Here is a 26,085-nt window from a genome sequence, read left to right on the forward strand (position 1 = left end):
ACTCTTCAAGACTTGATATTTTTTTGCATCCGAGGATGCTGGATATCGTCTTGTGAGTGCCCACACAGATTGTCTGATAAATTGTTAAAGAGCAGCACCGGAGATAAAACTCATCGGTGCGGGCTGCGTATACTACGCTTTTCGCCCTGGGAGTCAAGCGTTTATTTCGCTTTCTTCCCGCTAACCCAGCGACTTGTCAGTCGTTGTTCCCGGTCAGTGGAGGCGCATTATAGGGAGTTCTCAGAACGTCGCAACCCCTAATTTCAAAAAAGTTTTCAACCGCGTTTTTTTTCGACAAAAGCGACAAAAAAGCACGTTTTTCCGTCAATTTTTCCCTGCAATAGCCACTATCGTGGTCACACAGTAGAGTAAAATGACAATAACGATGTAAGCCAAGGATCCGCAGCCATGCAATTTAACGCCCAACAACAGGCCGCCCAGCGTAATCTTTCTTATCTGTTAGCGGAGAAACTCGGCCAACAAATACTTTCAGGCGACTACGCCGCTGGGAGTATCCTACCTGGTGAGATGGAATTGGCGGAGACATTTGGCGTCAGCCGTACCGCAGTGCGTGAAGCAGTGAAGATACTGGCAGCAAAAGGCATGTTGCTCCCCCGCCCCCGAATAGGCACACGGGTGATGCCAAGAAGCCAATGGAACTTCCTCGACCAAGAATTGCTAACGTGGTGGATGACACGCGAAAACTTTGATCACGTCATGCAGCACTTTCTTATCCTACGTACATCATTAGAACCACAAGCCTGTTCATTGGCAGCAGTACATGCAGATGAACAACAGAAGGCACGATTAGAATCATTAATGGCTGAAATGCGTACCTTACATAAAGAATTCGATCGCGAACGCTGGATCATGGTGGATACCCAATTCCACCAACTGATTTATGAAGCCAGCGGTAATCCATTCCTGTCGTCGTTCGCCAATCTGTTCAGTTCGGTGTATCAAAGTTATTTCCGTGCGATTACCGGCAACGAGGTGATTAAGCTGCAACAGCATCAGGCCATTGTAGACGCAATCTTAGCCTGCGAGAGCAATGCCGCATTTACGGCATGCCAGACTTTGTTAAAAGGAAAAGACTAGCCTTCTCTCTATATAGAAGAACAACAATGTCCGATGATTAACCAGGAACCATAATGATAAAATCTGCGCGCAGTATGGCAGGGCTACCTTGGATCGCCGCAATGGCGTTCTTTATGCAGGCGTTGGACGCCACTATTCTTAACACAGCCTTACCGGCAATTGCCCATAGCCTTGATCGTTCACCACTGGCGATGCAATCCGCGGTCATCAGCTACACCTTGACCGTCGCAATGCTGATCCCGGTCAGCGGATGGTTGGCAGACCGCTACGGCACGCGGCGAGTATTCATTTTTGCCGTCTCGTTATTTACTCTCGGCTCATTATTGTGTGCGCTATCCCCAAGTCTAAGTTTCTTGGTGACCTCCCGCGTTGTGCAAGGTATTGGTGGGGCAATGATGATGCCGGTGGCTCGTCTGGCATTGTTACGCGCTTATCCACGCAGTGAACTATTACCGGTACTCAACTTCGTGACCATGCCGGGCTTGGTTGGCCCGATACTAGGGCCACTGCTAGGGGGGTGGTTGGTAACCTACGCCACCTGGCATTGGATATTCCTGATCAACATTCCTATCGGTCTGCTCGGTATCTTTTACGCACGTAAATACATGCCAGACTTCACTACACCGAAGCGGTCTTTCGATTTTTTTGGCTTTATATTGTTTGGCCTCAGTCTGGTATTGATTTCAACTGGGCTCGAGTTATTCGGTGAGCGCGTACTGGCCAGCTACATTTCACTGGGCGTATTGTTGAGCGGGTTTGCAGTACTGTTCGGTTATATCGCCCATGCCCGCCGTCATCCCCAACCGCTGATAGGATTAGATCTGTTCAAAACCCGCACCTTCTCGGTCGGGATTGCCGGAAACGTGGCTTCGCGGCTTGGTACCGGCAGCGTTCCGTTTCTAATGCCGCTAATGCTACAGGTCGGTTTTGGCTATACGGCGATTATTGCGGGCTGCATGATGGCCCCGACAGCTATTGGGGCGATGATGGCAAAATCCACCGTAACGCAGGTACTACGGTGGTTTGGATACCGTAAGACGTTGATCAGTATCACCGTTGTGATCGGTTTACTGATCGCCCAGTTCGCCCTGCAAAGCCCTGGGATGCCACTGTGGTTGATGATTATTCCATTATTTGTGTTAGGGATGGCAATGTCGACCCAGTTTACTGCCATGAATACTATCAGTTTGGCCGATCTGAATGACACCAATGCCAGTTCTGGCAACAGCGTGTTAGCCGTCACTCAGCAACTTTCTATCAGTTTTGGCGTGGCGGTCAGCGCTGCTGTACTGCGTTTCTATGATTCACTGTCGATCGGCACCATGATAGACCACTTCCACTATACCTTTATTACGATGGGCATCATCACTACGGTATCGGCACTGGTGTTCATCTTGCTACGTAAAACTGACGGAAATAATCTGATCAGCGGCAAAGAAAAACGGGCAAAAACAACCCAAAAGACCGGTTAACGCCAGCCGACCGATGCACGATCCACCAGCTCTGGCGTCAGCACTAAGATTTGTGCATCACGTTCCGGGTGTTGTAGGCGATGGATTAACGCATCTATCGCCAGCTCCCCCAATGAATCTTTGGGTTGGTGGATAGTACTCAGCGGCGGTGCCAGATATTTCGCTAGCTCGATATCATCATAGCCCACCACAGCCATATCCTGCGGTACCTTGAGACCCGCCTGGAACAGCGCTTGGTAAACGCCCACGGCAACCGCATCATTACCCGCAAATACGGCATGTGGCGGTTCATCCAGCGCCAAGAGTTGCTGCATCGCACGCACCCCGCCTTCAAACTCAAAATCGCAGTGCACTTCATACCCCGAAGGAATCACTAACCCCGCGCGCTGCATTGCGCGTCGATAACCGTCTAAACGATGCCGTGCGGTGGTTTTATCCTGTGGCCCGGCAATGCAGGCAATATGCCGATAACCGCGCGTAATTAAATGTTCGGTAGCCATTTCGCCACCCAGCAGCGAGTTATCCTGAATAATATCATTGGCCCCTTCAAACGGAGCCCAATCCATCATCACAATCGGCAGTGAAGGGTAACGGCTCAGCGAGTCCTGCGACGGTCGATGATTTTCAGTGCACATCAGCAGTAACCCATCGACACGTTTTTGCAATAGCGTTTCCATACTACGATTCATCCGTGCCGCATCTTCTTCGGTATTGCACAATATCAAACTGTACCCACGCTCATAGCAACTACGCTCAACGCCGCGCACCACTTCCGCGTAAAACGGGTTGTTACTCGCGGTGACCAGCATACCAATGGTGCGCGTTTCCTTTATTTTCAGGCTGCGAGCCAATGCGGAAGGCGCATAGTTGAGTTGTTCAACGGCCGCCATGACTTTGTTACGCACGCTGTCGCTGACAAAACGGTTGTTATTAATGACGTGTGAAACCGTAGAGGTTGAAACACCCGCCAAGCGGGCGACATCTTTCATGGTGGCCAAAAACATTACTCCTGCTGTTGCAAGAAGGCATCGATCTCTTCACGCCAAGGCACCGAAGGCTGTGCACCAGGGCGCGTTACAGCGATGGCCGCTGCCGCATGGGCGAAACGCACCGCTTCGTTCATTACTTTTCCTTCCAACAGCGCCGTCAACAACGCCCCGTTGAAAGTATCGCCCGCCGCGATGGTATCAACCGCTTTGACCTTAAAGCCGGGTACCAATTTGCCTTCACCGTTTTCACTCAGCCAAACCCCACGGCTGCCAAGCGTAATCAGCACCGTTTCGATACCTTTATCATGCAACGTCTTGGCAGCACGGGCGGCATCCGCATCATTATTCACCGCGATGCCGGTTAAACGCTGCGCTTCGGTTTCATTTGGCGTAATCATATTAACCATCGCCAACAGCTCATCCGGTAACGCCCGGGCAGGAGCCGGGTTAAGGATCACTCGGGTATGATGCTGTTTCGCCAACCGCGCAGCGGCGATCACGGTTTCTAACGGCGATTCCAACTGCATTAGCAATGCATCTGCATCGATCACCGTTTGCTGATAGCGCGCCAAATACTGCGGCGTGACCGCCGCGTTGGCACCAGCATCAATACCAATGACGTTCTCCCCGTCACCATTGACGAAAATCAACGCGACACCGGTCGTCGTATTACTGATGGCTTCTATCGAATGGGTATCAATGCGATCGGTGGTCAATTGCTGGCGAATACGCTTGCCAATATCGTCTGCACCTACGCAAGCGATAAAGGCAATATCCGCACCGCTGCGCCCTGCGGCAACAGCCTGGTTAGCACCTTTCCCGCCAAATGCCACCTTATACTGCTTCCCGATCACCGTTTCACCCGGGCGGGGAAATTGTTCAATATTAAGGATGTGGTCAGCATTGATGCTGCCCAAAACCACCAGTTTTCCTGTATCCATCGCATTGTTTCCTACTTTATTAATATCACGCCATGGTAAACGCCCTGTTCCGATGGCGTGAATAACGCGCTTATTGAGTGACCAGTTTCAGGTCTACCGGAATAGTCGCCGCGACATTCTCGCCTTTCAACACCTTATCGGCAGTTTCTACACCGATGACACCGATCTGATCGGGACGCTGCGCTACCGTTGCCGCCAGCTTACCCCTTTCAACCGCTTTCACACCGTCTGCGGTACCATCAAATCCGACCACCACTACGTCATTTTTACCGGCAGTTTGCAAAGCACGCATTGCGCCAAGCGCCATCTCATCATTCTGAGCGAAAACAGCCTGTACATTCGGATGCGCAGTCAGTAAGTTCTGCATCACGTTTAACCCTTTAGTACGATCGAAATCTGCCGGCTGGCTGGCTAACAGCGTGAATTTATTCTGCTCTAGCGACTGTTTGAAGCCTTCACCCCGCTCACGCGCAGCCGACGTGCCGGCAATGCCCTCCAGTTGGATCACTTTGGCATCGGACCCTACCGTTTTAGCGATAAAATCACCGGCCATTTTGCCACCGGCACGGTTGTCGGAAGCAATGTGGCTGATAACCTTACCCTTAGCGGCGATGCGATCTAGGGTGATCACCGGGATGTTAGCCTGGTTAGCCATTTTGATGGCATTACCCACCGCATCGGAATCGGTTGGGTTAATGAGCAACAGTTTTGGAGATTGCACCATCAAATCCTGCACGTTAGCCAACTCTTTAGCCGGGTTGTTCTGAGAATCCAGCACCACCAGGTTATAACCCAGTTTATTGGCTTCCTGCTGCGCGCCCTCTTTCATTGAAACGAAGAACGGATTATTCAGCGTGGAAACCACCAGCGCGATGGTGTCTTTAGCCAACGCATTGGCACTCAGAGTCGCGCTCAGCGCAAACGCGGATGCCAGAACTGCCAGTTTTTTCATTTTCATGGTCGTGATTCCTGTAGGGGAGGTTACTTGTTACTTTTATTGTCTACCAGCACCGCCAGCAGTATGACTACCGCTTTCACGATCATTTGGTAGTAGGAAGAAACACCCATTAAATTCAGGCCGTTATTCAAAAATCCAAGGATTAATGCGCCGATTAGCGTGCCGACGATGCGCCCTTTACCACCCGCCAGACTGGTGCCGCCCAATACTACAGCGGCGATGGCATCTAATTCGTAGCCAGTACCCGCAGTAGGTTGCGCAGAGGACAGGCGTGCCACTTCGATCACGCCAGCCAACGCCGCCAATAGGCCGCACAGCGAATACACGATGATTTTGACACGATCGACGCGAATACCTGACAGACGCGTCGCCGCTTCATTGCCGCCGAGGGCATAAATATAGCGGCCCAAGCGCGTATGGTGCAGCATGTACCACGCGGCAATAAACACGATCGCCATAATCCAGATAGGCGTTGGCACCCCCAAAGGGCGGCCAATGCCGAACCAACCAAAGGTATCAGCCACATCGGTGAAGCCGGTATTGACCGGGCTGCCATTGGTGTAAACCATTGTCACCCCGCGTAGCAACAGCATCATCACCAATGTTGCGATGAACGCCTGTACTTTACCTTTGGCGACAATCACACCGGTGGTAGCACCAATGGCCGCCCCCAATGCCAGCGCAGCCGCTACCGCGACCACCGCATTCACTTCAAAGCCAACGATAGAAGCAGCAACCGCACCGGTTAGCGCCAACAGTGAGCCCACCGACAGATCGATACCGGACGTTAGGATCACCAACGTCATGCCGACCGCCATAATGGCGTTCACCGAGGTTTGTTGCAGAATATTGAACAGGTTATTTACGGTGAAGAAATTGGGGCTCATGGTAGAAACCACGGCAATCAGCACCAGTAGCGCAATCAGCGACTTTTGCTCTAACAGCCATTCTTTACTGAACCAGCGCTTAGCCGCGATAGTGTTTGAACTCATACTGATAACTCCTCACCGTATTGCTTACCGACGGCCGCAGCCATCAACGCTTCCTGAGTGGCCTGTTCAACCGTGAATTCTCCGCTGAGATGGCCTTCATGCATCACCACGATGCGGTCACTCATGCCCATCACCTCTGGCATTTCCGATGACACCAAAATGATGCTGAGCCCTTCCTGTTTGAACTGGTTAATTAACTGGTAAATTTCCTTCTTGGCGCCAACATCCACACCGCGCGTTGGCTCGTCGAGGATCAGCACTTTCGGCCGCGTCATCAACCCACGGGCAATCGCCACTTTTTGCTGATTACCGCCGGAAAGCAGGCCAATAGGCTGATCCATTGATGGGGTTTTTACATTGAATAATCGAATGAAATCGCCCACGGCTAGCTGTTCTGCCGCATGTTTCAATCCTCCGCCAGCGCGGCTGAAATAACGCAGTGCGGTAAGCGACATGTTTTCCTTCACCGACATGCCCAACACCAAGCCATCGCGCTTACGGTCTTCTGAGATATAAACGATGCCATTTGCCAGACCGTCCTGCGGTGAATGTGTCACCACATCACGACCGTCCAGTTTAACGGTGCCGCTGCTACGCGGTGCCGCACCGTACAGAATCTTCATCAGTTCAGTACGTCCAGCGCCCATCAGGCCTGAAACGCCCAGAATTTCACCCCGATATAGGGTAAAACTGACGTCATGCACGCCGGGGCCAGAAACATGGCTCACCTGCAAACGCTTTTCGCCACGCGGCAGATTCAGGCGTGGATACTGCTCTTCCAATTTACGGCCGACCATCATTTCTATCAGCGAATCTTCCTGCAGTTCACTGACTGGCCGCTCAGCAATAAACTGCCCGTCACGAAATACCGTGACATCATCGCAAATCTCAAAAATTTCTTTCAGGCGGTGCGAAATATAGACAATACCGCGCCCTTCCGCTTTCAGTTCATTAATCACTTTAAACAGTGAGGCGGTTTCAGTGTCGGTCAAGGCATCCGTCGGTTCATCCATGATGATGACCTGTGATTCAAAGCTCAGCACCTTCGCGATCTCAACCATTTGCTGATCGCCGATCGACAGTTCACCCACCAGCCGATGGCTGCTGTATCGCAGATTGAGCCGCATCAACAGTTTGTCAGCTTCGGCGTACATTCTCTTCCAGTCGATACGACCAAAGCGGTTAACAAATTCACGACCTAGAAAAATGTTTTCCGCGATAGTTAACTGTGGGATTAAGTTCAACTCTTGGTGAATGATACCGATGCCCGCTTCCTGCGACGCTTTTGGCCCATTGAAAGCCACCTCTTTGCCCAGAAAGTGCTGACTACCGGCGTCTTTATTGTAAATACCGGTGAGTACTTTCATCATGGTGGATTTCCCTGCGCCGTTCTCACCCACCAGCGCCATCACCCTGCCGGGATAAACGCTAAGTGCAGCACCCGACAGCGCTTTAACGCCGGGAAAGGCTTTATCAATTCCTTTCAGTTGCAATAAAGGTTGCATAAGTGCCTCAGAAAGTTACGCCTGCACACAGAATCACGTTCGCGTAAGGCGAACACTCGCCACTGCGGATGACGGCTCGGCTGTGTTCGGTTTGCGCCTTAAATTCACCGTGGCTGATATAGCGCACGCTGATAGTATTTCCCTGGAGTTGGCCAAGTTGAGTCAGTTGAGCCAGCAAGGCGTGATGGAGCGATGGATTTTGTTTGACGATTTCTTCCGCCAAGATCGCGCTTTCTACCTGCATTTCTTGCGTTACCGCGGCCAACACTTGCAAAAATGTCGGTACACCTTGAGTCACCGCCAAGTCGATACGCGGGGTGTTCGCCGGGATAGGTAACCCCGCATCACAAACGGTAATTTGGTCGGTATGGCCAAGCCGGGAAACCAGCGCAGAAATATCAGCATTCAGCAGCACGCCTTTTTTCATTCTTTTTCACTCCATTCGCCACATCAGTAGCGAAACGTTTCGCTACTGGTTGAGTGTAAAAAATCGACAGCGGAAGGCAACGAAGAGATAGTGGAAATGTGATCGCTATCGAAACGTTTCGCTCACATTTAATTAAAGACACAAATAAAAAAGGCCCTGCCATATTGAGCAAAGCCTGTTAGTAGGGAAGGAATGACGATGGTGTAAGCCACCGCAGAGCCGGATAAAACGTTACCGCGGCTATATCTCGACCTGAGTTCCCAATTCGATCACCCTGTTGGGCGGGATTTCGAACTGATCCGGCGCGCGCAGCGCATTCCGGCTCAGCGCAATGAACAGTTTGCCCCGTAACAACAAATACCATGGTCGTTTAGCCAGCATCAGCGATTCATGTGACATAAAGAATGACGTTTCTATCATTCGGCAAGGTAATCCTTCTAAGCCGCAGCGGTGGAAGACTTCCTCTACGTTCGGCGTTTCACGCCAGCCATAGCTGGCCACCACGCGCCAGAAGGTTGGTGACAACTGTTCAATCGTCACCCGGCGCACATTGTGCACATACGGCGCATCCTCCGTACGTAACGTCAGCAACACGACACGCTCATGCAGAACTTTATTGTGCTTAAGGTTATGCAACAGGGCAAAAGGAATCACATTAATGGCGCGGGACATGAACACCGCCGTGCCTGGCACCCGTACCGGAGGCGATTTTTCTAATGACGCGATGAGCGCCTCAAGCGAATTGCCGTGTTCGTGCATTCTGCGCAACAGGCGGAAACGTTCGCTCTTCCAGGTGGTCATCACAATGAACATCAACAGGCCAATGCTGAGCGGCAACCAACCGCCAGAGAACAATTTCAACCCGTTAGCGACAAACATCGGCACATCAATACACAGCAGCAGCGCTAAAATACCGATCGCCAACAGGCGGTTCCAATGCCAGTTTTTTATTGCCACGAAAGTCACCAGAATGCTGGTGATCACCATGGTGCCGGTGACCGCAATGCCATAAGCCGCCGCCAGGTTACTGGAATGTTCAAAACTGATAATCACCAACACCACGGCGATATATAACAACCAGTTAACCACCGGAATATAGATCTGACCGGATTCCATTTCCGAAGTATGAATGATGCGCATCGGTGACAAATATCCCAAACGCACCGCTTGACGCGTCAGTGAGAACACGCCAGAAATCACCGCCTGCGAGGCAATCACCGTCGCCAGCGTCGCCAAAATCAATAATGGCACTAACGCCCAATCCGGTGCCAGCAGGAAAAAGGGGTTCTTGATGGCTTCAGGGTTCTTTAACAACAACGCCCCCTGACCAAAATAGTTCAACACCAATGAAGGCAACACCACGGTGAACCAAGCCAGGCGAATAGGGAATTTACCGAAATGCCCCATATCGGCGTATAACGCCTCCACGCCAGTAATCGACAGCACCACCGCCCCTAAGGCAAAAAATGAGACTTTCTTGTATTCAATAAAGAAATTTAGCGCCCATTGCGGATTCAACGCCTGCAACACTTCTGGGTTGCCGATAATACTGCGAATGCCCAGCAACGCCATGGTGAGGAACCAAATCAACATCACCGGCGCAAACAGTTTTCCGACGCTGCCGGTTCCCTTTTTTTGAATAATGAACAGTAGGGTCAGAACCAATATCGATAAGGGAACAATGAACGGATCCAGCGAGGGTGCGGCTATTTCCAAACCTTCAATCGCCGACATTACCGAAATAGCCGGCGTGATCACCACCTCACCATAAAAGAAGCTGCCACCGATCAGACCGAGTATCACCAAGACAGCGGTGGAACGCGACGATGTATTACGCCCGGCTAACGACATCAGCGTTAAGATTCCGCCTTCGCCCGCGTTATCGGCCCGCATCACATAGGTGAGGTATTTCAGCGAGACGATAATCACCAACATCCAAAAAATCAGCGACAGGAAACCGAACACCACATCAGGGCGGACATCAAAACCATAATGACCAGAGAAACATTCTCGGAGGGTATAAAGCGGGCTGGTGCCAATATCACCATACACTACGCCAATGGCGGCTAATGTCACCGCCGATAGGGATTGCTTACGTTCTGTGCTCATCATTCGTTTCTTTAGCTAGAACAGCCGTTAGCGATGCATCCGCATCAGCCAGAAGATACGGGTTCCAAGATCCGTTACGTCCACTAAAAGGCGCACAGTATGCATGAATTATACGACCTGCCTACTCTTTAATATGCATCGAAAAAAATACAAAATGTAAACGGACAACGCTGTTGAACATAGAAAAATACGACTAATCAATAAGCTATCACTTTAAAAAAAGATGGTTTATTGTCGCCTTCTCAAACAACATTGGCTAACTCTCGGACAACACGGCAAAACTATGGCGTCTTCATCACATTTGGCAGAACGAATTTCCCGTCTCAGCAGTGCGCTGGAGAGCGGCCTTTATGAACGGCAAGAAGCGATTCGCCTGTGCCTGCTGGCCGCGCTCAGCGGCGAGAGCGTATTCCTGCTCGGTCCACCGGGCATCGCCAAGAGTTTAATCGCTCGCCGTTTGAAATTTGCCTTTCGCAACGCGCGATCATTTGAATATTTGATGACACGTTTCTCCACCCCTGAAGAGGTCTTCGGCCCGCTGTCGATCCAAGCGTTAAAAGATGAAGGCCGCTATCAGCGCCTGGTTACCGGTTACTTGCCGGACGCAGAAATCGTGTTTTTAGATGAAATCTGGAAGGCGGGCCCAGCAATCCTCAATACCTTACTAACCGCCATTAATGAACGCCGCTTTCGTAACGGTAACAGCGAAGAGCCGATTCCGCTGCGCCTGCTGGTCACCGCATCCAATGAACTGCCAGAAGATGACAGTAGCCTGGAAGCACTGTATGACCGCATGCTGATCCGTCTGTGGTTGGACAAAGTGCAGGACAAACAAAATTTTCGTTCGCTGCTGACCAACCGTCAGTCTGAAAGCAACAATCCGGTGCCCGAAGCGCTCAGTATCAGCGATGACGAGTTCCATCAGTGGCAATCCCAGATCGACAACGTAGCGCTCCCCGAACACTGCTTTGATCTGATTTTCCAATTGCGCCAACGGTTAGACGCGCTGGAACAGGCACCGTATGTCTCTGACCGACGTTGGAAAAAATCCCTCCGCCTGTTGCAAGCCTGTGCGTTCTTTAGCGGGCGTGATGCCATTGCCCCCATCGATCTGATGCTGTTAAAAGACTGCTTGTGGCATGATTTGACCTCGCTGAAACTGATGCAGCAGCAAGTCGACCAGTTATTAACGGAACAGGCTTACCAGCAGCAAACCCTGTTGCTTCAGCTACAACAAATTCATACCCGCTGGATGCAACACCAACAGCAGCAAAGCGACCGCCAAGCCATTCGTCTGATCAAAAAAGGCGGCATGTTCAACCGTAAACCTCACTATGCGTTAGCCGAACCGCTTAGCGGCGCCACGCAAACGCTATTGCTGCAAAAACCACTGCAACTGCATGATATTCAAGTTAACCATATTAGTATCGACAGCAGCGCTCTGGAAAATTGGTTACAAAAGGGCGGCAATGTACGTGCCAAGCTGAACGGTATCGGCTTTGCTCAACCCATCGATCTGGACGTAGATGAGCAATTGCACCTAGCCGTGTTAGATATTAGCCGTCAACCTTCACTGCTGGCCCTGCCCGGTAAACAGACACACGCCACACCGCCAGAACTGCTCGAGGATATGGAAACGCTGGCACTGCGCTTAGCAGAACAACGGCGGTTATTCAGCCAACATCAGCCGTGTCTATTTACCCCCGCAGCCGGGCTGGCAAAAATTGAGGCCAGCCTGTTACAAGTGGCAGAGCAAATAAAACAGCAACAACAACAGATGCGCGGCCAATAACCATGCTCAGTCTGGAAACGCTCGATCTGTTGCTGGCGATCACCGAAGGTGAGCTGATCGAGGAAATGATCGTCGCCATGTTGGCGGCGCCGCAACTGTCAGTGTTCTTCAAAAAATTCCCGGCCATTCGCCGCGCATTGGATCGCGATCTTCCCCGCTGGAAGCTGCAATTAAAAGAGCGCATCCATCAGGCGATGGTGCCGCCGTCGCTGGCACAGGAGTTTTATCGCTACCAGCAGTGCCAACTGGAAACTAATAGCCAGTTTTACCATAACCTCAATGATACCCTGGAACTACTGAATCAACTGGTTTCCCCCTTCTACGAACAAGCGTGCAAGCTGGTGGACGCAGCCGACTTACCCCACCATCCGCTCGACGACAGTTTCCAGACGTTATTTTTGCAGCGCTGGCGTATCAGCCTGACGCTGCAAGCTACCCTGCTACATCATCAGTTATTAGAACAAGAACGCGAACAGTTGATGGCCGAATTACAGGAGCGTTTAGCCTTAAGCGGCGCGCTGGAGCCGGTGTTGGCTGAAAACGACACGGCGGCTGGACGGTTATGGGACATGAGCAAAGGGCAGTTGCAGCGCGGTGATTATCAACGGCTGGTGGAATACGGCAACTTTCTACAAACGCAGCCAGAGCTAAAAAAGCTGGCGCAACAGTTGGGGCGCAGCTACGAAGCCAAAACGGTGCCGCAGCAGGATGCGGTGCCAGAGCCGTTCCGAGTGATGGTGAAAGTGCCTGCCACCCTGCCAGAAGAGGTCAACGGCGTGCATCAAAGCGATGATATCCTGCGCTTGTTGCCCGCTGAACTGGCGACGCTGGGTATCGACGAATTAGAATTCGAGTTTTATCGCCGTTTATTGGAAAAGCGCTTACTGAGCTACCGTTTGCAAGGCGATGCTTGGCATGAAAAGGTGGTCATACGTCAGGTCACGCATCAACAGCAGGATCAACAGCCGCGCGGGCCGTTTATCGTCTGTGTCGATACCTCCGGTTCGATGGGGGGATTCAACGAACAGTGCGCCAAAGCGTTTTGTTTAGCACTGTTACGCATTGCTCTCGCTGATAATCGACGCTGTTATATCATGCTGTTCGCTAACCAAATCGTGCATTATGAATTGACCGCTGCCAGCGGGATTGAACAGGCGGTACGTTTCCTCGGCCAGCATTTTCGTGGCGGTACCGATCTGGCCGCCTGCCTGAGTGCAACGGTAGGGAAAATGGCTGAAAGCGGCTGGTTTGACGCCGACGCGGTGATTATTTCCGACTTTATTGCCCAGCGGTTGCCCGAAGAGGTGATAAAAAAGGTGAAACAGCAGCAGCAAAGCCACCAACAACGTTTTCATGCAGTGGCAATGTCAGCCTATGGCAAACCCGGCATCATGCGCATTTTCGATCACATCTGGCGTTTTGATACCGGGTTAAAAAGCCGTTTAATGCGCCGCTGGCGGCGCTAGACATTACAGTAAGCCGTCAACCGTCGCGCTTATCTCCGGTGACCATACGCCACATTGCACTTGGCCAATATGCGACAATTGCAGTAACAGCATCACTAAACGCGACTGACCAATGCCGCCACCAATGGTTTGCGGCATTTCACCGCGCAGCAAAGATTGATGCCACTCCAACGTGAGACGCTCCTGATCATCCGTCAGTGCCAATTGGCGTTTCAGCGTATCGGCATCCACGCGAATGCCCATCGAAGAAAGCTCGAAAGCATCTTCCAATACCGGGTTCCACACCACGATATCGCCGTTCAAGCCAAGCAGCCCATCGGCAGCCGGGGTTGTCCAGTCATCATAATCCGGCGCGCGAACATCATGCGCTTTTCCATGTGACAATTTACCGCCAATACCAATCAGGAACACTGCGCCCAGTTCTTTAGCAATTGCCCGTTCACGCCCTTTAGCATCTAACTCAGGGAAACGCTGTAACAGGGCTTCGCTGTGAACAAAATGAATCTGCTCTGGCAGGAACGGTGCCAGACCATATTCACGGCTCACCGCCGCTTCCGTTGCTTTCATCGCGCTATAAATGCTGCGAACGGTGCTTTTCAGGTAGTCCAGGCTACGTTCACCGTCGCCCATCACCCGCTCCCAATCCCATTGATCGACATACACCGAATGGATCGGTGTTAGACGATCTTCATCTGGGCGCAACGCTTTCATATGCGTATACAAACCTTCACCGGCGCTAAAATCGTGGCACCCTAGGGTTTTACGCTTCCATTTTGCCAGTGAGTGCACAACTTCAAACGTCGCGTCGGGCAGGGTTTTTACTTTAACCTGCACCGCTTTTTCGCTGCCAGAGAGGTTATCTTGCGTTCCATCCCCCAAACGACTGAGGATCGGTGCCTGTACTTCTATCAAACCCAGTTGCTGTTCCAACTGGTGGGAAAAGAAGGATTTCACGAAGCTGATTTGTTGTTGTTTTTGGATAAACTGTTTTTTCATTGCCGTATCTCTCAAAACCTGTCTCTGTTGCTGATGATTAAGCAACAAAAACACCGTCGAACTCAATATGTATTCAACAATATTGCCTTTTGAATTTTAATCATTCATTTTTATGCGGTGAAAATTGTATAAAACATAATTAACAGGGGATTATATGGCAGATATTTATCAGATCGACAATCTCGATCGCGGCATCCTCAATGCCTTAATGGCAAATGCACGCACGGCCTATGCCGAATTGGCAAAAACGTTCGCCGTTAGCCCGGGAACCATCCACGTGCGGGTGGAAAAGATGAAACAGGCAGGCATCATCACCGGCGCACGTGTCGACGTGAACCCAAAACGGCTGGGTTACGACGTGTGCTGCTTTATTGGCATTATTTTAAAGAGTGCTAAAGACTATCCTTCCGCCCTGCAAAAGCTCGAAAGCCTGGAAGAAGTGGTCGAGGCCTATTACACCACAGGCCATTACAGCGTGTTCATCAAAGTCATGTGTCGCTCAATAGACGCGTTGCAACAGGTACTTATCAACAAGATCCAAACGATTGATGAAATCCAGTCAACAGAAACGCTGATCTCTCTGCAAAACCCCATCATGCGTACCATCACGCCATAGCGTACTATTTACTATACCCATATTATCCACAGGTAGATCCCAGCCGATTCACAGCGTACAATGCAGCCTCTTTGGAAAGGTTGGGATCATTCATTCATGGCAGACATTACTCTGATCAGTGGCAGTACGCTTGGCAGTGCTGAATATGTAGCTGAACATTTGGCTGAAAAACTGGAAGACGCCGGTTTTTCTACCGACATGCTGCATGGCCCTGAGTTGGATGAATTAACGCTGTCCGGGCGCTGGCTGGTGGTGTGCTCAACCCACGGCGCAGGCGAAGTCCCGGATAATTTACTGCCGCTACTGGAACAAATTAGCGAGCAGCAACCCGATCTCTCCCAAGTACAGTTCGGTGCCGTCGGTTTGGGCAGTTCCGAATACGACACCTTCTGTGGTGCGATCAAACAGGTCGACGATCTTTTCGTGTCTCGTGGCGCTAAAAAGATCGGTGATCGCCTTGAGATCGACGTGACCAAACATGAAATTCCCGAGGATCCGGCAGAAGAATGGGTCAAGAATTGGATTAATTTACTCTAATTCGTACAAAGATCGTGCGAACGATTGTGTATAAGTAGGCTTAAAAGCAGGGTAAAAGCGGTAGTTATCCCAATAACAACGGCTGTACGCTTTTCAGGCTGTGTATAAGTCGCCATTTAGATCCCAGCTTATAAGCATCAGGATCACCGATCATTCACAGCTATCGATCCTTCCTAATTTCCTGATCTCCATCGTGAATAATCACTTATCCACAGAAGATCGCGATCCTAATAAGAGATCTAATAAAGAGATCTTTAAATAAAAAAGATCTTCTTTTAATTACCGACGATCCTCGCCACTTGGTCGATCGTCTAAACTTGAGTAGAATCCCTGACCCCAGGGCAAACACGATCGTTCGCAAGTACTTCGAGGTGAAGTTCCATGTTTTATCCAGAGCAATTTGACGTCATCATCATCGGTGGTGGCCATGCAGGTACCGAAGCCGCTATGGCTGCGGCACGTATGGGGCGTCAGACTTTATTACTGACACACAATATCGATACGCTGGGGCAGATGTCATGTAACCCGGCAATTGGCGGTATTGGTAAAGGGCATCTGGTTAAGGAAATTGATGCACTTGGCGGCCTGATGGCCACGGCGATCGATCATGCCGGCATTCAGTTTAGGATACTAAACGCCAGTAAGGGCCCTGCGGTACGTGCGACTCGCGCTCAAGCTGACCGTGTACTGTATCGCCAAGCGGTACGTACCGCACTGGAAAGCCAACCAAATCTGACTCTCTTCCAACAGCCAGTTGAAGATCTGATCGTCGAAAACGATCGTGTCGTTGGTGCTGTCACCCAAATGGGACTTAAGTTCCGTGCCAAAGCGGTGGTGCTGACCGTAGGAACATTCCTCGATGGCAAGATCCATATTGGTTTAGAAAATTACAGCGGTGGCCGTGCTGGCGATCCCCCTTCAATTTCGTTGTCACAGCGTTTGCGTGAACTGCCGCTACGCGTTAACCGCTTAAAGACCGGTACACCACCGCGGATTGATGCACGAACTATCGATTTTAGCGTATTGGCTGAGCAACACGGTGATACCCCCGTGCCGGTATTCTCGTTCATGGGAAATGCCAGCCAGCACCCGCAGCAAATACCGTGTTACATCACACACACCAATGAAAAAACCCATGATGTAATTCGTAATAATCTCGATCGTAGCCCGATGTATGCCGGGATCATCGAAGGGATCGGCCCACGTTACTGCCCTTCGATCGAAGATAAAGTGATGCGCTTTGCCGATCGTAATGCGCATCAGATCTTCCTGGAGCCGGAAGGTTTGACCAGCAATGAAGTGTATCCAAACGGTATCTCTACCAGTTTGCCGTTTGACGTGCAGATGCAAATCGTCCGTTCGATGGAAGGGATGCAAAATGCACGTATTGTGCGGCCTGGTTACGCTATCGAATATGATTTCTTCGATCCGCGTGATTTGAAACCCACGCTGGAAAGTAAATTCATTCAAGGCTTGTTCTTCGCAGGCCAAATTAACGGCACCACCGGTTATGAAGAAGCCGCCGCACAAGGCTTGTTGGCGGGTCTTAATGCCGGGCGGTATGCCAATGAAGACGAAGGTTGGTCGCCGCGCCGCGATCAGGCCTATCTTGGCGTATTGGTCGACGATCTCAGCACCTTGGGTACCAAAGAGCCGTACCGTATGTTCACTTCACGGGCGGAATACCGCTTGATGCTGCGTGAAGATAATGCCGATCTGCGCTTGACGGAGAAAGGCCGCGAGCTGGGATTGGTGGACGATGTACGTTGGGCGCGTTATAGCGAAAAACTGGAAACGATCGAGCGTGAACGTCAACGTCTGCGTGATATCTGGATGCACCCGAATTCTGACAACGTTGCTCAAGTGAACAGCCTGCTCAAAGCGCCGCTGTCGCGTGAGGCCAATGGTGAGGAACTGTTGCGCCGCCCTGAAATGGACTACGCCTCATTGACCACCGTTGAGGCTTTTTCGCCGCCGCTGGCGGATGTACAAGCAGCCGAACAGGTTGAGATTCAAGTCAAATATGAAGGGTATATCAGCCGTCAGCAAGACGAAATCGACAAGCAACAGCGGAATGAAAATACCGTACTGCCGTTGGATCTGGACTATCGTCAAGTTTCAGGTCTGTCGAACGAAGTGATTGCCAAGCTTAACGATCACAAACCGAATTCAATCGGCCAAGCATCGCGCATTTCCGGCGTTACGCCTGCGGCGATATCCATTTTGTTAGTATGGTTGAAAAAACAGGGATTGCTGCGCCGCAGCGCATAAATCGACATGTTCAGTGGCTGTTTGCCTAACGGATAGACAAATGGCCGCTGACAACATTTTCAGCCTGAACTATCATAGTCACCCCGTTTAGCCAGCCCGAATTGCGGGCTGATTCGCGCCCGTCAGAGGACTCCGTTGTGGATAAAAAGTTAGACTCGCTGCTGGCTGCAGCTGGTATTTCGCTTCCCGATCGCCAAAAGCAGCAGTTGCTGGGCTATGTCGGCATGCTGGACAAGTGGAACAAGGCTTACAACCTGACCTCAGTGCGCGATCCACAACAAATGCTGATCCGCCATATTCTCGACAGCATCGTGGTCAATCCTCACCTGACTGGCCAGCGTTTTATTGATGTGGGTACCGGGCCGGGGTTACCTGGCATTCCCTTAGCCATCGTACGGCCAGAGGCTCACTTTACGCTGCTCGATAGCTTGGGCAAGCGCGTCCGCTTTTTGCGTCAGGTGCAGCACGAGTTGGGGCTGACCAATATTGAGCCCGTACAAAGCCGCGTTGAAGTCTTCCCGGCAGTTCCGCCTTTTGACGGTGTTATTAGCCGCGCCTTTGCATCGCTCCAGGATATGTTGGCCTGGTGCCATCATTTGCCGGCGAAAGGGCAGGGGCGTTTCTATGCGTTGAAGGGCGTGCGCCCAGATGAAGAGTTGGCGCAGTTACCTGATGGCATTACGCTGGAGTCTGTGGTGCGTTTGCAGGTGCCAGAACTGGAAGGCGAGCGTCATTTAGTGGTGCTTAAGGCAAACTAAGTTTGTTTTTGATCAAATAGGCGCTATTTAAATAGTAATAACAATGCAAAAATTAACACGCTAATCAATTGGCTGCTTTTTTTAGTTACATTACTTTTTATTAACACAAATTCGTGTGCTAATTCGCGACAATAGCGTAAATATAACGTGAAATAGTCACGTTGGTTATCATGTGCAAACGATGCAATATTGCTGCAAGTGTTAAATACCTGTAGTTATATTCTTCCCAGGGATGTCAATAAAAGGTTTTTACCCGGTATACGGATTGTTTTTGAACAGTTAACGCGTAATGTTTTGATTTATAATATTTTTTGATCGCTCTATTAGCTAAAGACGCCACAAGTGACGATACGCTATAAATCAATAGTGATCATTATTGTGATCGAAGGCACGTTTCGCGGCGCAACGCTGGAATAATCAGACAATAAATCAGGTCGATTATTCCGACCGTTTTCTTGTGAAAATAGCCCAAAATGGGGAAATTTAAATAATTGTTCACCTTTTCGCTACTTATCGATTGAATTCGTTGTTGTGCACCGTATAATTTGCTCGTTTTTTGCTGCTTGACTCAGCACAGTAAAAACAGTTGTATACGTCACTCAGCATACTCCCTCAGGGGTACGGAGAGAACAAACGTCATGTCTGTGTCCCTTTACAGCGGGAAAGTCGCACGTAAATTACTGTTTTGGCAGTTGATGACTTTTGTTCTGATCGGCGCTGCTTTCCTGTTGAAAAACGTGGAATGGAGCGTGTCGGCATTAATGGGCGGTCTTGCCGCTTGGTTGCCGAGTGCAATGTTTATGCTGTTTGCCTTGCGCCATCAGGCTCAGACGCCAGCGCCCGGACGGGTTGCCTGGTCGTTCGCTATCGGCGAGGGGCTAAAGGTCGTGATCACCATCGTTTTGTTGATTGTGGCGCTTGGGGTGTTCAAAGCGGAGTTTATACCGCTTGGCCTGACCTATTTAGCGGTGTTAGTGGTGCAGATAGTGGCACCCGCCGTGATTAACAGTTACCGAAATTAACTAAATAAGGGTAGAGGCATCATGTCTGCAGAGGGATACAACAGTCCACAGGAGTATATCGGTCACCACCTGACACAGCTTCAGGTCGGGACTGGTTTTTGGTCGATTAACCTCGACTCGATGTTTTTCTCCGTTGTCCTTGGGGTTCTGTTCCTGGCGGTTTTCCGCAGGGTTGCTAAGAACGCCACCAGCGGCGTACCGGGTAAGCTGCAAACCGCAGTGGAACTGGTCGTTGGGTTTGTCGACAGCAGCGTTCGCGATATGTATCACGGCAAGAGCAAAGTGATTGCCCCGTTGGCATTGACCGTGTTCGTCTGGGTATTTCTGATGAACTTGATGGACCTGATCCCGGTAGACTTCCTGCCGTTTATCGGTGCTCAGCTTGGTTTACCTGCGCTTCGTGTGGTACCAACCGCCGACGTGAACGTGACATTATCGATGGCGCTGGGCGTATTTATTCTTATCTTGTTCTACAGCATCAAAATGAAAGGCGTTGGTGGGTTCGTTAAAGAGTTAACCATGCAGCCGTTCAACCATCCGGTATTCATTCCAATCAACCTGATTCTTGAAGGTGTCAGCCTGCTGTCCAAACCTGTTTCTCTGGGTCTGCGACTGTTCGGCAACATGTATGCGGGTGAGTTGATCTTCATCCTGATTGCCGGCCTGTTGCCGTGGTGGTCACAGTGGGTCCTGAGCTTGCCTTGGGCTATCTTCCACATCCTGATCATTACGCTTCAAGCCTTTATTTTCATGGTTCTGACGATTGTCTATCTGTCGATGGCGTCTGAAGAGCACTGATTTTCTTAAAACACTTGCACTTATAAACTGAAACAAACTGGAGACTGTCATGGAAAACCTGAGTATGGATCTGCTGTACATGGCTGCCGCTGTGATGATGGGCTTAGCGGCAATCGGTGCTGCGATCGGTATCGGCATCCTGGGTGGTAAATTCTTGGAAGGCGCTGCACGTCAGCCTGACCTGATTCCTCTGCTGCGTACACAGTTCTTTATCGTTATGGGTCTGGTTGACGCCATCCCGATGATCGCTGTTGGTCTGGGTCTGTACGTGATGTTTGCCGTCGCGTAAGCAGAGAGTTTCTCTGCGACAAACCATACTATTTAACTTTAAAAGAGGCATTGTGCTGTGAATCTTAACGCAACAATCCTCGGCCAGGCCATCGCGTTCGTCTTGTTTGTCTGGTTCTGCATGAAGTACGTATGGCCGCCGATTATGGCTGCCATCGAGAAGCGTCAGAAAGAAATTGCTGATGGTCTCGCTTCCGCAGAACGTGCCAAAAAAGATTTGGACTTAGCGCAAGCCAATGCGACCGACCAGCTGAAAACTGCTAAAGCAGAAGCTCAGGTGATCATCGAGCAAGCAAACAAACGCAAAGCTCAGATCATGGATGAAGCGAAAGCCGAAGCCGAGCAGGAACGTAACAAAATCGTGGCGCAGGCTCAGGCTGAGATCGAAGCCGAACGTAAGCGCGCTCGTGAAGAGTTGCGTAAACAAGTCGCGATGCTGGCAATTGCCGGTGCCGAGAAAATCATCGAACGTTCCGTGGATGAAGCTGCTAACAGCGACATCGTTGATAAACTGGTCGCTGAACTGTAAGGAGGGAGGGGCTGATGTCTGAATTTGTTACTGTAGCTCGCCCCTACGCCAAAGCAGCTTTTGACTTTGCCGTTGAGCATCAAAGCGTAGAACGCTGGCAGCAAATGCTGGCGTTTGCGGCGGTTGTCACCCAAAACGAACAGATTTCCGAACTGCTGTCTGGTGCGGTTGCGCCAGAGACGCTGTCGAAAACGTTCATTGCGGTTTGTGGCGATCAACTCGACGAAAATGGCCAGAACTTTATCCGCGTAATGGCCGAAAATGGACGTTTACTGGTTCTTCCTGCCGTTTTGCAGCAGTTCATTGAACTGCGCGCTGCGCTGGAATCTACCGTCGAAGTTGAGGTGCTCTCATCGAGCGCACTGAATGACGAACAGCAGGCTAAGATAGCCGCTGCGATGGAAAAACGTCTGTCACGCAAAGTTAAGCTGAATTGCAAAATTGACAAGTCTGTACTGGCCGGCGTAATTATCCGCGCTGGTGATATGGTGATTGATGGCAGCGTTCGCGGTCGTCTTGAACGCCTGGCAGACGTCTTGCAGTCTTAAGGGGACTGGAGCATGCAACTGAATTCCACCGAAATCAGCGAACTGATCAAGCAGCGCATTGCTCAGTTCAATGTAGTGAGCGAAGCTCACAATGAAGGTACTATCGTTTCCGTCAGTGACGGGATCATCCGCGTACACGGTCTGGCCGACGTTATGCAGGGCGAAATGATCGCACTGCCAGGCAACCGTTATGCAATCGCATTGAACCTGGAGCGCGACTCCGTCGGTGCCGTGGTAATGGGTCCGTATGCGGATCTGGCCGAAGGCATGAAGGTAAAATGTACTGGCCGTATTCTGGAAGTTCCGGTCGGCCGTGGCCTGCTGGGCCGTGTGGTTAACACCTTGGGTGCACCTATTGACGGTAAAGGCCCGGTTGAGCACGACGGCTTCTCGCCGGTTGAAACTATCGCGCCTGGCGTTATCGAGCGTCAGTCGGTCGATCAACCCGTGCAAACCGGTTACAAATCCGTTGATGCGATGATTCCAATCGGCCGTGGTCAGCGTGAGCTGGTTATCGGTGACCGTCAGACCGGTAAAACGGCGTTGGCGATCGATGCGATCATCAACCAACGTGACTCCGGCATCAAATGCGTTTACGTGGCTATCGGCCAGAAAGCATCCACCATTGCTAACGTGGTGCGCAAACTGGAAGAGCACGGCGCGCTGGCTAACACCATCGTGGTTGTGGCTACGGCATCTGAATCCGCAGCACTGCAATACCTGGCACCTTATGCCGGTTGCGCGATGGGCGAATACTTCCGCGATCGCGGTGAAGATGCGCTGATTGTTTATGATGACCTGTCCAAACAGGCCGTTGCTTACCGTCAGATTTCCCTGCTGCTTCGTCGTCCACCAGGCCGTGAAGCTTACCCAGGTGACGTTTTCTATCTCCACTCTCGTCTGCTGGAACGTGCTGCGCGTGTTAACGCTGAGTACGTTGAAGCGTTCACCAAAGGCGAAGTGAAAGGTAAAACCGGTTCTCTGACCGCACTGCCGATCATCGAAACTCAGGCGGGTGACGTTTCCGCGTTCGTTCCGACCAACGTAATCTCGATTACCGATGGTCAGATCTTCTTGGAATCGAACCTGTTTAACTCCGGTATTCGTCCGGCAGTTAACCCGGGTATCTCTGTATCCCGTGTGGGTGGTGCCGCGCAGACCAAGATCATGAAGAAACTGTCCGGTGGTATTCGTACCGCGTTGGCACAGTATCGTGAGCTGGCTGCGTTCTCCCAGTTCGCTTCCGATCTGGATGATGCGACCCGTAAGCAACTTAATCACGGTCAGAAAGTGACGGAATTGCTGAAGCAGAAACAGTATGCGCCGATGTCCGTCGCACAACAGTCTCTGGTGCTGTTTGCCGCCGAGCGTGGCTATCTGGATGATGTTGAAGTCGCCAAAGTGGTGAGTTTCGAAGCGGCTCTGGTCGCTTACGCTGACCGCGAACACGCTGAGCTGCTGAACCAAATCAACCAAACTGGCAACCTCAATGACGAGATCGAAGGGCAGTTGAAAAACGTCCTCGAGACCTTCAAGAAAACCCAGTCCTGGTAAAGCACAGCGGCCTGCTGTTGAAAGACAGCAGGCCGTCTGGCAATGAGGAGAAGCAGAGATGGCCGGCGCAAAAGAGATACGTAGTAAGATCGCGAGCGTGCAAAACACGCAGAAGATCACTAAAGCGATGGAGATGGTCGCCGCCTCCAAAATGCGTAAATCGCAGGATCGTATGGCGGCCAGCCGTCCTTATGCAGAGACCATGCGCAAAGTGATTGGTCACCTTGCGTTGGGTAATCTGGAATACAAGCACCCCTACCTGGACGAACGTGATGTTAAGCGTGTCGGGTATTTGGTGGTGTCTACTGACCGTGGTCTCTGCGGCGGCTTGAACATCAACCTGTTCAAGAAGCTGTTGGCAGAGATGAAAGCGTGGTCCGAAAAAGGCGTTGAAGCTGATTTGGCGCTGATTGGCTCTAAAGCAGCCTCTTTCTTTGGCTCCGTGGGTGGCAACGTGGTTGCCCAAGTGACTGGCATGGGGGATAACCCTTCCTTGTCGGATCTGATCGGGCCGGTGAAAGTGATGCTGCAAGCTTACGACGAAGGTCGTTTGGACAAGCTTTACATTGTCAGCAATAAATTTGTCAATACGATGTCCCAGGAGCCGCAGGTCATTCAGTTGCTGCCGTTACCGCCTTCCGATGACGGTGAGCTGAAGAAAAAAGCCTGGGATTACCTGTATGAACCCGATCCAAAAGTGCTGCTTGATACCTTGCTGCGCCGCTATGTGGAATCGCAAGTTTATCAGGGCGTCGTGGAAAACCTGGCCAGCGAGCAGGCCGCACGAATGGTCGCGATGAAAGCCGCAACCGATAACGGCGGTAGCCTGATCAAAGAGCTGCAGTTGGTATACAACAAGGCTCGTCAGGCCAGCATCACTCAGGAACTCACCGAGATCGTTTCGGGAGCCTCCGCGGTTTAACCAGGTTATTACCCACACCAGTTCAAATTGCAGGGCAGCGGTTAACGCACCAGCGGTTTGAAAATGCGGGTAAACGAATTACGTAGAGGATTCAAGATGGCTACTGGAAAGATTATCCAGGTAATCGGCGCCGTAGTGGACGTCGAGTTCCCTCAGGATGCCGTACCAAAAGTGTACGACGCCCTTGAGGTAGAAAACGGTACCGAAACTCTGGTACTGGAAGTTCAGCAGCAGTTGGGCGGTGGTGTGGTTCGTTGTATCGCTATGGGTACCTCCGACGGTCTGCGTCGCGGCCTGAAAGTGACCAATCTGGAACACCCGATTGAAGTCCCGGTAGGTAAAGCTACGCTGGGTCGTATCATGAACGTGTTGGGCCAACCAATCGACATGAAGGGCGACATCGGCGAAGAAGAGCGTTGGGCTATTCACCGCGCTGCGCCAAGCTACGAAGAACTGTCCAACTCCCAGGATCTGCTGGAAACCGGTATCAAGGTAATGGACTTGATTTGTCCGTTCGCTAAGGGCGGTAAAGTAGGTCTGTTCGGCGGTGCGGGTGTCGGTAAAACCGTTAACATGATGGAGCTGATCCGTAACATCGCGATCGAGCACTCCGGTTATTCCGTGTTTGCGGGCGTGGGTGAACGTACTCGTGAGGGTAACGACTTCTACCACGAAATGACAGACTCCAACGTATTGGACAAAGTTTCCTTGGTTTACGGCCAGATGAACGAGCCACCAGGTAACCGTCTGCGCGTTGCGCTGACTGGCCTGACCATGGCGGAGAAATTCCGTGATGAAGGCCGTGACGTTCTGCTGTTCGTTGATAACATCTACCGTTATACCTTGGCCGGTACCGAAGTGTCTGCACTTCTGGGCCGTATGCCATCGGCGGTAGGTTATCAGCCAACGCTGGCGGAAGAGATGGGCGTTCTGCAAGAACGTATCACCTCAACCAAAACGGGTTCTATCACCTCTGTACAGGCCGTTTACGTTCCTGCGGATGACTTGACTGACCCGTCACCCGCCACCACCTTTGCGCACTTGGACGCAACCGTGGTACTGAGCCGTAACATCGCTTCTTTGGGTATCTACCCGGCCGTTGACCCGCTGGATTCAACCAGCCGTCAGTTGGATCCGCTGGTAGTTGGCCAAGAGCACTATGACGTTGCGCGTGGCGTGCAGTCTATTCTGCAACGCTATCAGGAACTGAAGGACATCATCGCGATTCTGGGTATGGACGAGCTGTCAGAAGATGACAAACTGGTCGTATCCCGCGCGCGTAAAATCCAGCGCTTCCTGTCTCAGCCGTTCTTCGTGGCCGAAGTCTTTACCGGTTCTCCGGGCAAGTTCGTATCGCTGAAAGATACCATCCGTGGTTTCAAAGGCATTATGGACGGCGACTATGACCACCTGCCGGAGCAGGCGTTCTACATGGTTGGCACCATTGAAGAAGCAGTGGAAAAAGCCAAGAAACTGTAACGCTTTGAGAGGAGGGTG

The 26,085-nt window shown here is 51.2% G+C and carries 24 protein-coding genes; 16 read left to right on the top strand and 8 right to left on the bottom strand.

Going from position 1 to position 26,085, the window contains the following annotated elements; all coding sequences use genetic code 11:
* Positions 1–408 precede the first annotated feature (408 nt).
* Positions 409–1,098: a FadR/GntR family transcriptional regulator gene (locus tag ACQKDS_RS05695; protein ID WP_399667116.1), complete on the top strand. Its 690-nt coding sequence runs from the start codon at positions 409–411 to the stop codon at positions 1,096–1,098.
* 53 nt (positions 1,099–1,151) lie between these two features.
* Positions 1,152–2,570 (top strand): multidrug transporter subunit MdtD, encoded by a 1,419-nt coding sequence (gene mdtD, locus ACQKDS_RS05700; RefSeq protein ID WP_399667119.1) that lies wholly within the window; start codon positions 1,152–1,154, stop codon positions 2,568–2,570.
* Here mdtD and rbsR read toward each other — a convergent pair.
* The 7 genes from rbsR to kup all read right to left on the bottom strand — a co-directional run bounded on the left by rbsR (position 2,567) and on the right by kup (position 10,491).
* Positions 2,567–3,568 carry a ribose operon transcriptional repressor RbsR gene (gene rbsR / locus ACQKDS_RS05705; RefSeq protein WP_399667122.1) on the bottom strand — a complete coding sequence of 334 codons (1,002 nt, stop codon included), beginning with the start codon at positions 3,566–3,568 and terminating at the stop codon, positions 2,567–2,569. The genes mdtD and rbsR overlap by 4 nt on opposite strands.
* A gap of 5 nt (positions 3,569–3,573) precedes the next feature.
* Positions 3,574–4,500: a ribokinase gene (rbsK, locus tag ACQKDS_RS05710; protein ID WP_399667125.1), complete on the bottom strand. Its 927-nt coding sequence runs from the start codon at positions 4,498–4,500 to the stop codon at positions 3,574–3,576.
* A 70-nt stretch (positions 4,501–4,570) separates the two neighbouring features.
* Positions 4,571–5,458 (bottom strand): ribose ABC transporter substrate-binding protein RbsB, encoded by an 888-nt coding sequence (rbsB, locus tag ACQKDS_RS05715; protein WP_399667128.1) that lies wholly within the window; start codon positions 5,456–5,458, stop codon positions 4,571–4,573.
* 23 nt (positions 5,459–5,481) lie between these two features.
* Positions 5,482–6,450 carry a ribose ABC transporter permease gene (rbsC, locus tag ACQKDS_RS05720; RefSeq protein WP_399667131.1) on the bottom strand — a complete coding sequence of 323 codons (969 nt, stop codon included), beginning with the start codon at positions 6,448–6,450 and terminating at the stop codon, positions 5,482–5,484.
* Complete coding sequence (gene rbsA, locus ACQKDS_RS05725) at positions 6,447–7,955, bottom strand: ribose ABC transporter ATP-binding protein RbsA (protein ID WP_399667134.1); 1,509 nt, start codon at positions 7,953–7,955, stop codon at positions 6,447–6,449. Before rbsA ends, rbsC begins: the two co-directional genes overlap by 4 nt.
* 7 nt (positions 7,956–7,962) lie before the next feature.
* A complete protein-coding gene (rbsD, locus tag ACQKDS_RS05730; RefSeq protein ID WP_399667137.1) occupies positions 7,963–8,382 on the bottom strand; it encodes a D-ribose pyranase in 420 nt (139 codons plus the stop codon).
* Positions 8,383–8,622: 240 nt separating this feature from the next.
* Positions 8,623–10,491 (bottom strand): low affinity potassium transporter Kup, encoded by a 1,869-nt coding sequence (gene kup / locus ACQKDS_RS05735; RefSeq protein WP_399667951.1) that lies wholly within the window; start codon positions 10,489–10,491, stop codon positions 8,623–8,625.
* 283 nt (positions 10,492–10,774) lie between these two features.
* On the opposite strand from kup, the gene ravA reads away from it, so the two are divergent.
* Both ravA and viaA read left to right on the top strand, forming a co-directional pair.
* Positions 10,775–12,283, top strand: a complete 1,509-nt coding sequence (gene ravA, locus ACQKDS_RS05740) for an ATPase RavA (RefSeq protein WP_399667140.1) — start codon at positions 10,775–10,777, stop codon at positions 12,281–12,283.
* Positions 12,284–12,285: 2 nt separating this feature from the next.
* Positions 12,286–13,749 (top strand): ATPase RavA stimulator ViaA, encoded by a 1,464-nt coding sequence (gene viaA / locus ACQKDS_RS05745; RefSeq protein WP_399667143.1) that lies wholly within the window; start codon positions 12,286–12,288, stop codon positions 13,747–13,749.
* Between the two features lie 3 nt (positions 13,750–13,752).
* Here viaA and asnA read toward each other — a convergent pair whose 3' ends face one another.
* Positions 13,753–14,745: an aspartate--ammonia ligase gene (asnA, locus tag ACQKDS_RS05750; protein WP_399667146.1), complete on the bottom strand. Its 993-nt coding sequence runs from the start codon at positions 14,743–14,745 to the stop codon at positions 13,753–13,755.
* 154 nt (positions 14,746–14,899) lie between these two features.
* Here asnA and asnC point away from each other — a divergent pair, with 154 nt between their 5' ends.
* The 12 genes from asnC (at position 14,900) to atpD (ending at position 26,067) form a co-directional block, all read left to right on the top strand.
* Entirely contained in the window at positions 14,900–15,361 is a 462-nt protein-coding gene (asnC, locus tag ACQKDS_RS05755; RefSeq protein ID WP_399667149.1) for a transcriptional regulator AsnC, read from the top strand.
* 96 nt (positions 15,362–15,457) lie between these two features.
* Positions 15,458–15,898 carry an FMN-binding protein MioC gene (gene mioC / locus ACQKDS_RS05760; RefSeq protein ID WP_399667152.1) on the top strand — a complete coding sequence of 147 codons (441 nt, stop codon included), beginning with the start codon at positions 15,458–15,460 and terminating at the stop codon, positions 15,896–15,898.
* Between the two features lie 381 nt (positions 15,899–16,279).
* Positions 16,280–18,169, top strand: a complete 1,890-nt coding sequence (gene mnmG, locus ACQKDS_RS05765; protein ID WP_399667155.1) for a tRNA uridine-5-carboxymethylaminomethyl(34) synthesis enzyme MnmG — start codon at positions 16,280–16,282, stop codon at positions 18,167–18,169.
* A gap of 137 nt (positions 18,170–18,306) precedes the next feature.
* Positions 18,307–18,927 (top strand): 16S rRNA (guanine(527)-N(7))-methyltransferase RsmG, encoded by a 621-nt coding sequence (rsmG, locus tag ACQKDS_RS05770; protein ID WP_399667158.1) that lies wholly within the window; start codon positions 18,307–18,309, stop codon positions 18,925–18,927.
* Between the two features lie 638 nt (positions 18,928–19,565).
* A complete protein-coding gene (gene atpI, locus ACQKDS_RS05775; RefSeq protein ID WP_399667161.1) occupies positions 19,566–19,949 on the top strand; it encodes a F0F1 ATP synthase subunit I in 384 nt (127 codons plus the stop codon).
* 21 nt (positions 19,950–19,970) lie between these two features.
* Positions 19,971–20,747, top strand: coding sequence for a F0F1 ATP synthase subunit A (gene atpB, locus ACQKDS_RS05780; protein ID WP_399667164.1), 777 nt, complete (start codon positions 19,971–19,973; stop codon positions 20,745–20,747).
* A 49-nt stretch (positions 20,748–20,796) separates the two neighbouring features.
* A complete protein-coding gene (atpE, locus tag ACQKDS_RS05785) occupies positions 20,797–21,036 on the top strand; it encodes a F0F1 ATP synthase subunit C (RefSeq protein ID WP_004093904.1) in 240 nt (79 codons plus the stop codon).
* Positions 21,037–21,093: 57 nt separating this feature from the next.
* A complete protein-coding gene (gene atpF / locus ACQKDS_RS05790) occupies positions 21,094–21,564 on the top strand; it encodes a F0F1 ATP synthase subunit B (RefSeq protein WP_004933804.1) in 471 nt (156 codons plus the stop codon).
* A 14-nt stretch (positions 21,565–21,578) separates the two neighbouring features.
* Entirely contained in the window at positions 21,579–22,112 is a 534-nt protein-coding gene (gene atpH / locus ACQKDS_RS05795; protein WP_399667167.1) for a F0F1 ATP synthase subunit delta, read from the top strand.
* 12 nt (positions 22,113–22,124) lie between these two features.
* Complete coding sequence (gene atpA / locus ACQKDS_RS05800) at positions 22,125–23,666, top strand: F0F1 ATP synthase subunit alpha (protein WP_399667170.1); 1,542 nt, start codon at positions 22,125–22,127, stop codon at positions 23,664–23,666.
* A 58-nt stretch (positions 23,667–23,724) separates the two neighbouring features.
* Positions 23,725–24,588, top strand: coding sequence for a F0F1 ATP synthase subunit gamma (gene atpG / locus ACQKDS_RS05805; RefSeq protein ID WP_399667173.1), 864 nt, complete (start codon positions 23,725–23,727; stop codon positions 24,586–24,588).
* Between the two features lie 96 nt (positions 24,589–24,684).
* Positions 24,685–26,067 carry a F0F1 ATP synthase subunit beta gene (gene atpD / locus ACQKDS_RS05810; protein ID WP_399667175.1) on the top strand — a complete coding sequence of 461 codons (1,383 nt, stop codon included), beginning with the start codon at positions 24,685–24,687 and terminating at the stop codon, positions 26,065–26,067.
* Positions 26,068–26,085: the final 18 nt, after the last annotated feature.

The organism is Serratia sp. NPDC078593 (assembly GCF_050268245.1).
Lineage (GTDB): Bacteria > Pseudomonadota > Gammaproteobacteria > Enterobacterales > Enterobacteriaceae > JBNNGK01.

Coding starts and splice junctions, on each gene's coding strand:
- rbsC (WP_399667131.1), bottom strand. CDS start 6,450: ATGAGTTCAAACACTATCGCGGCTAAGCGCTGGTTCAGTAAAGAATGG.
- rbsB (WP_399667128.1), bottom strand. CDS start 5,458: ATGAAAATGAAAAAACTGGCAGTTCTGGCATCCGCGTTTGCGCTGAGC.
- atpE (WP_004093904.1), top strand. CDS start 20,797: ATGGAAAACCTGAGTATGGATCTGCTGTACATGGCTGCCGCTGTGATG.
- atpA (WP_399667170.1), top strand. CDS start 22,125: ATGCAACTGAATTCCACCGAAATCAGCGAACTGATCAAGCAGCGCATT.
- atpD (WP_399667175.1), top strand. CDS start 24,685: ATGGCTACTGGAAAGATTATCCAGGTAATCGGCGCCGTAGTGGACGTC.
- kup (WP_399667951.1), bottom strand. CDS start 10,491: ATGAGCACAGAACGTAAGCAATCCCTATCGGCGGTGACATTAGCCGCC.
- atpH (WP_399667167.1), top strand. CDS start 21,579: ATGTCTGAATTTGTTACTGTAGCTCGCCCCTACGCCAAAGCAGCTTTT.
- rbsA (WP_399667134.1), bottom strand. CDS start 7,955: ATGCAACCTTTATTGCAACTGAAAGGAATTGATAAAGCCTTTCCCGGC.
- mnmG (WP_399667155.1), top strand. CDS start 16,280: ATGTTTTATCCAGAGCAATTTGACGTCATCATCATCGGTGGTGGCCAT.
- ACQKDS_RS05695 (WP_399667116.1), top strand. CDS start 409: ATGCAATTTAACGCCCAACAACAGGCCGCCCAGCGTAATCTTTCTTAT.
- asnC (WP_399667149.1), top strand. CDS start 14,900: ATGGCAGATATTTATCAGATCGACAATCTCGATCGCGGCATCCTCAAT.
- mioC (WP_399667152.1), top strand. CDS start 15,458: ATGGCAGACATTACTCTGATCAGTGGCAGTACGCTTGGCAGTGCTGAA.
- rbsD (WP_399667137.1), bottom strand. CDS start 8,382: ATGAAAAAAGGCGTGCTGCTGAATGCTGATATTTCTGCGCTGGTTTCC.
- viaA (WP_399667143.1), top strand. CDS start 12,286: ATGCTCAGTCTGGAAACGCTCGATCTGTTGCTGGCGATCACCGAAGGT.
- atpI (WP_399667161.1), top strand. CDS start 19,566: ATGTCTGTGTCCCTTTACAGCGGGAAAGTCGCACGTAAATTACTGTTT.
- atpG (WP_399667173.1), top strand. CDS start 23,725: ATGGCCGGCGCAAAAGAGATACGTAGTAAGATCGCGAGCGTGCAAAAC.
- asnA (WP_399667146.1), bottom strand. CDS start 14,745: ATGAAAAAACAGTTTATCCAAAAACAACAACAAATCAGCTTCGTGAAA.
- ravA (WP_399667140.1), top strand. CDS start 10,775: ATGGCGTCTTCATCACATTTGGCAGAACGAATTTCCCGTCTCAGCAGT.
- mdtD (WP_399667119.1), top strand. CDS start 1,152: ATGATAAAATCTGCGCGCAGTATGGCAGGGCTACCTTGGATCGCCGCA.
- atpB (WP_399667164.1), top strand. CDS start 19,971: ATGTCTGCAGAGGGATACAACAGTCCACAGGAGTATATCGGTCACCAC.
- rbsK (WP_399667125.1), bottom strand. CDS start 4,500: ATGGATACAGGAAAACTGGTGGTTTTGGGCAGCATCAATGCTGACCAC.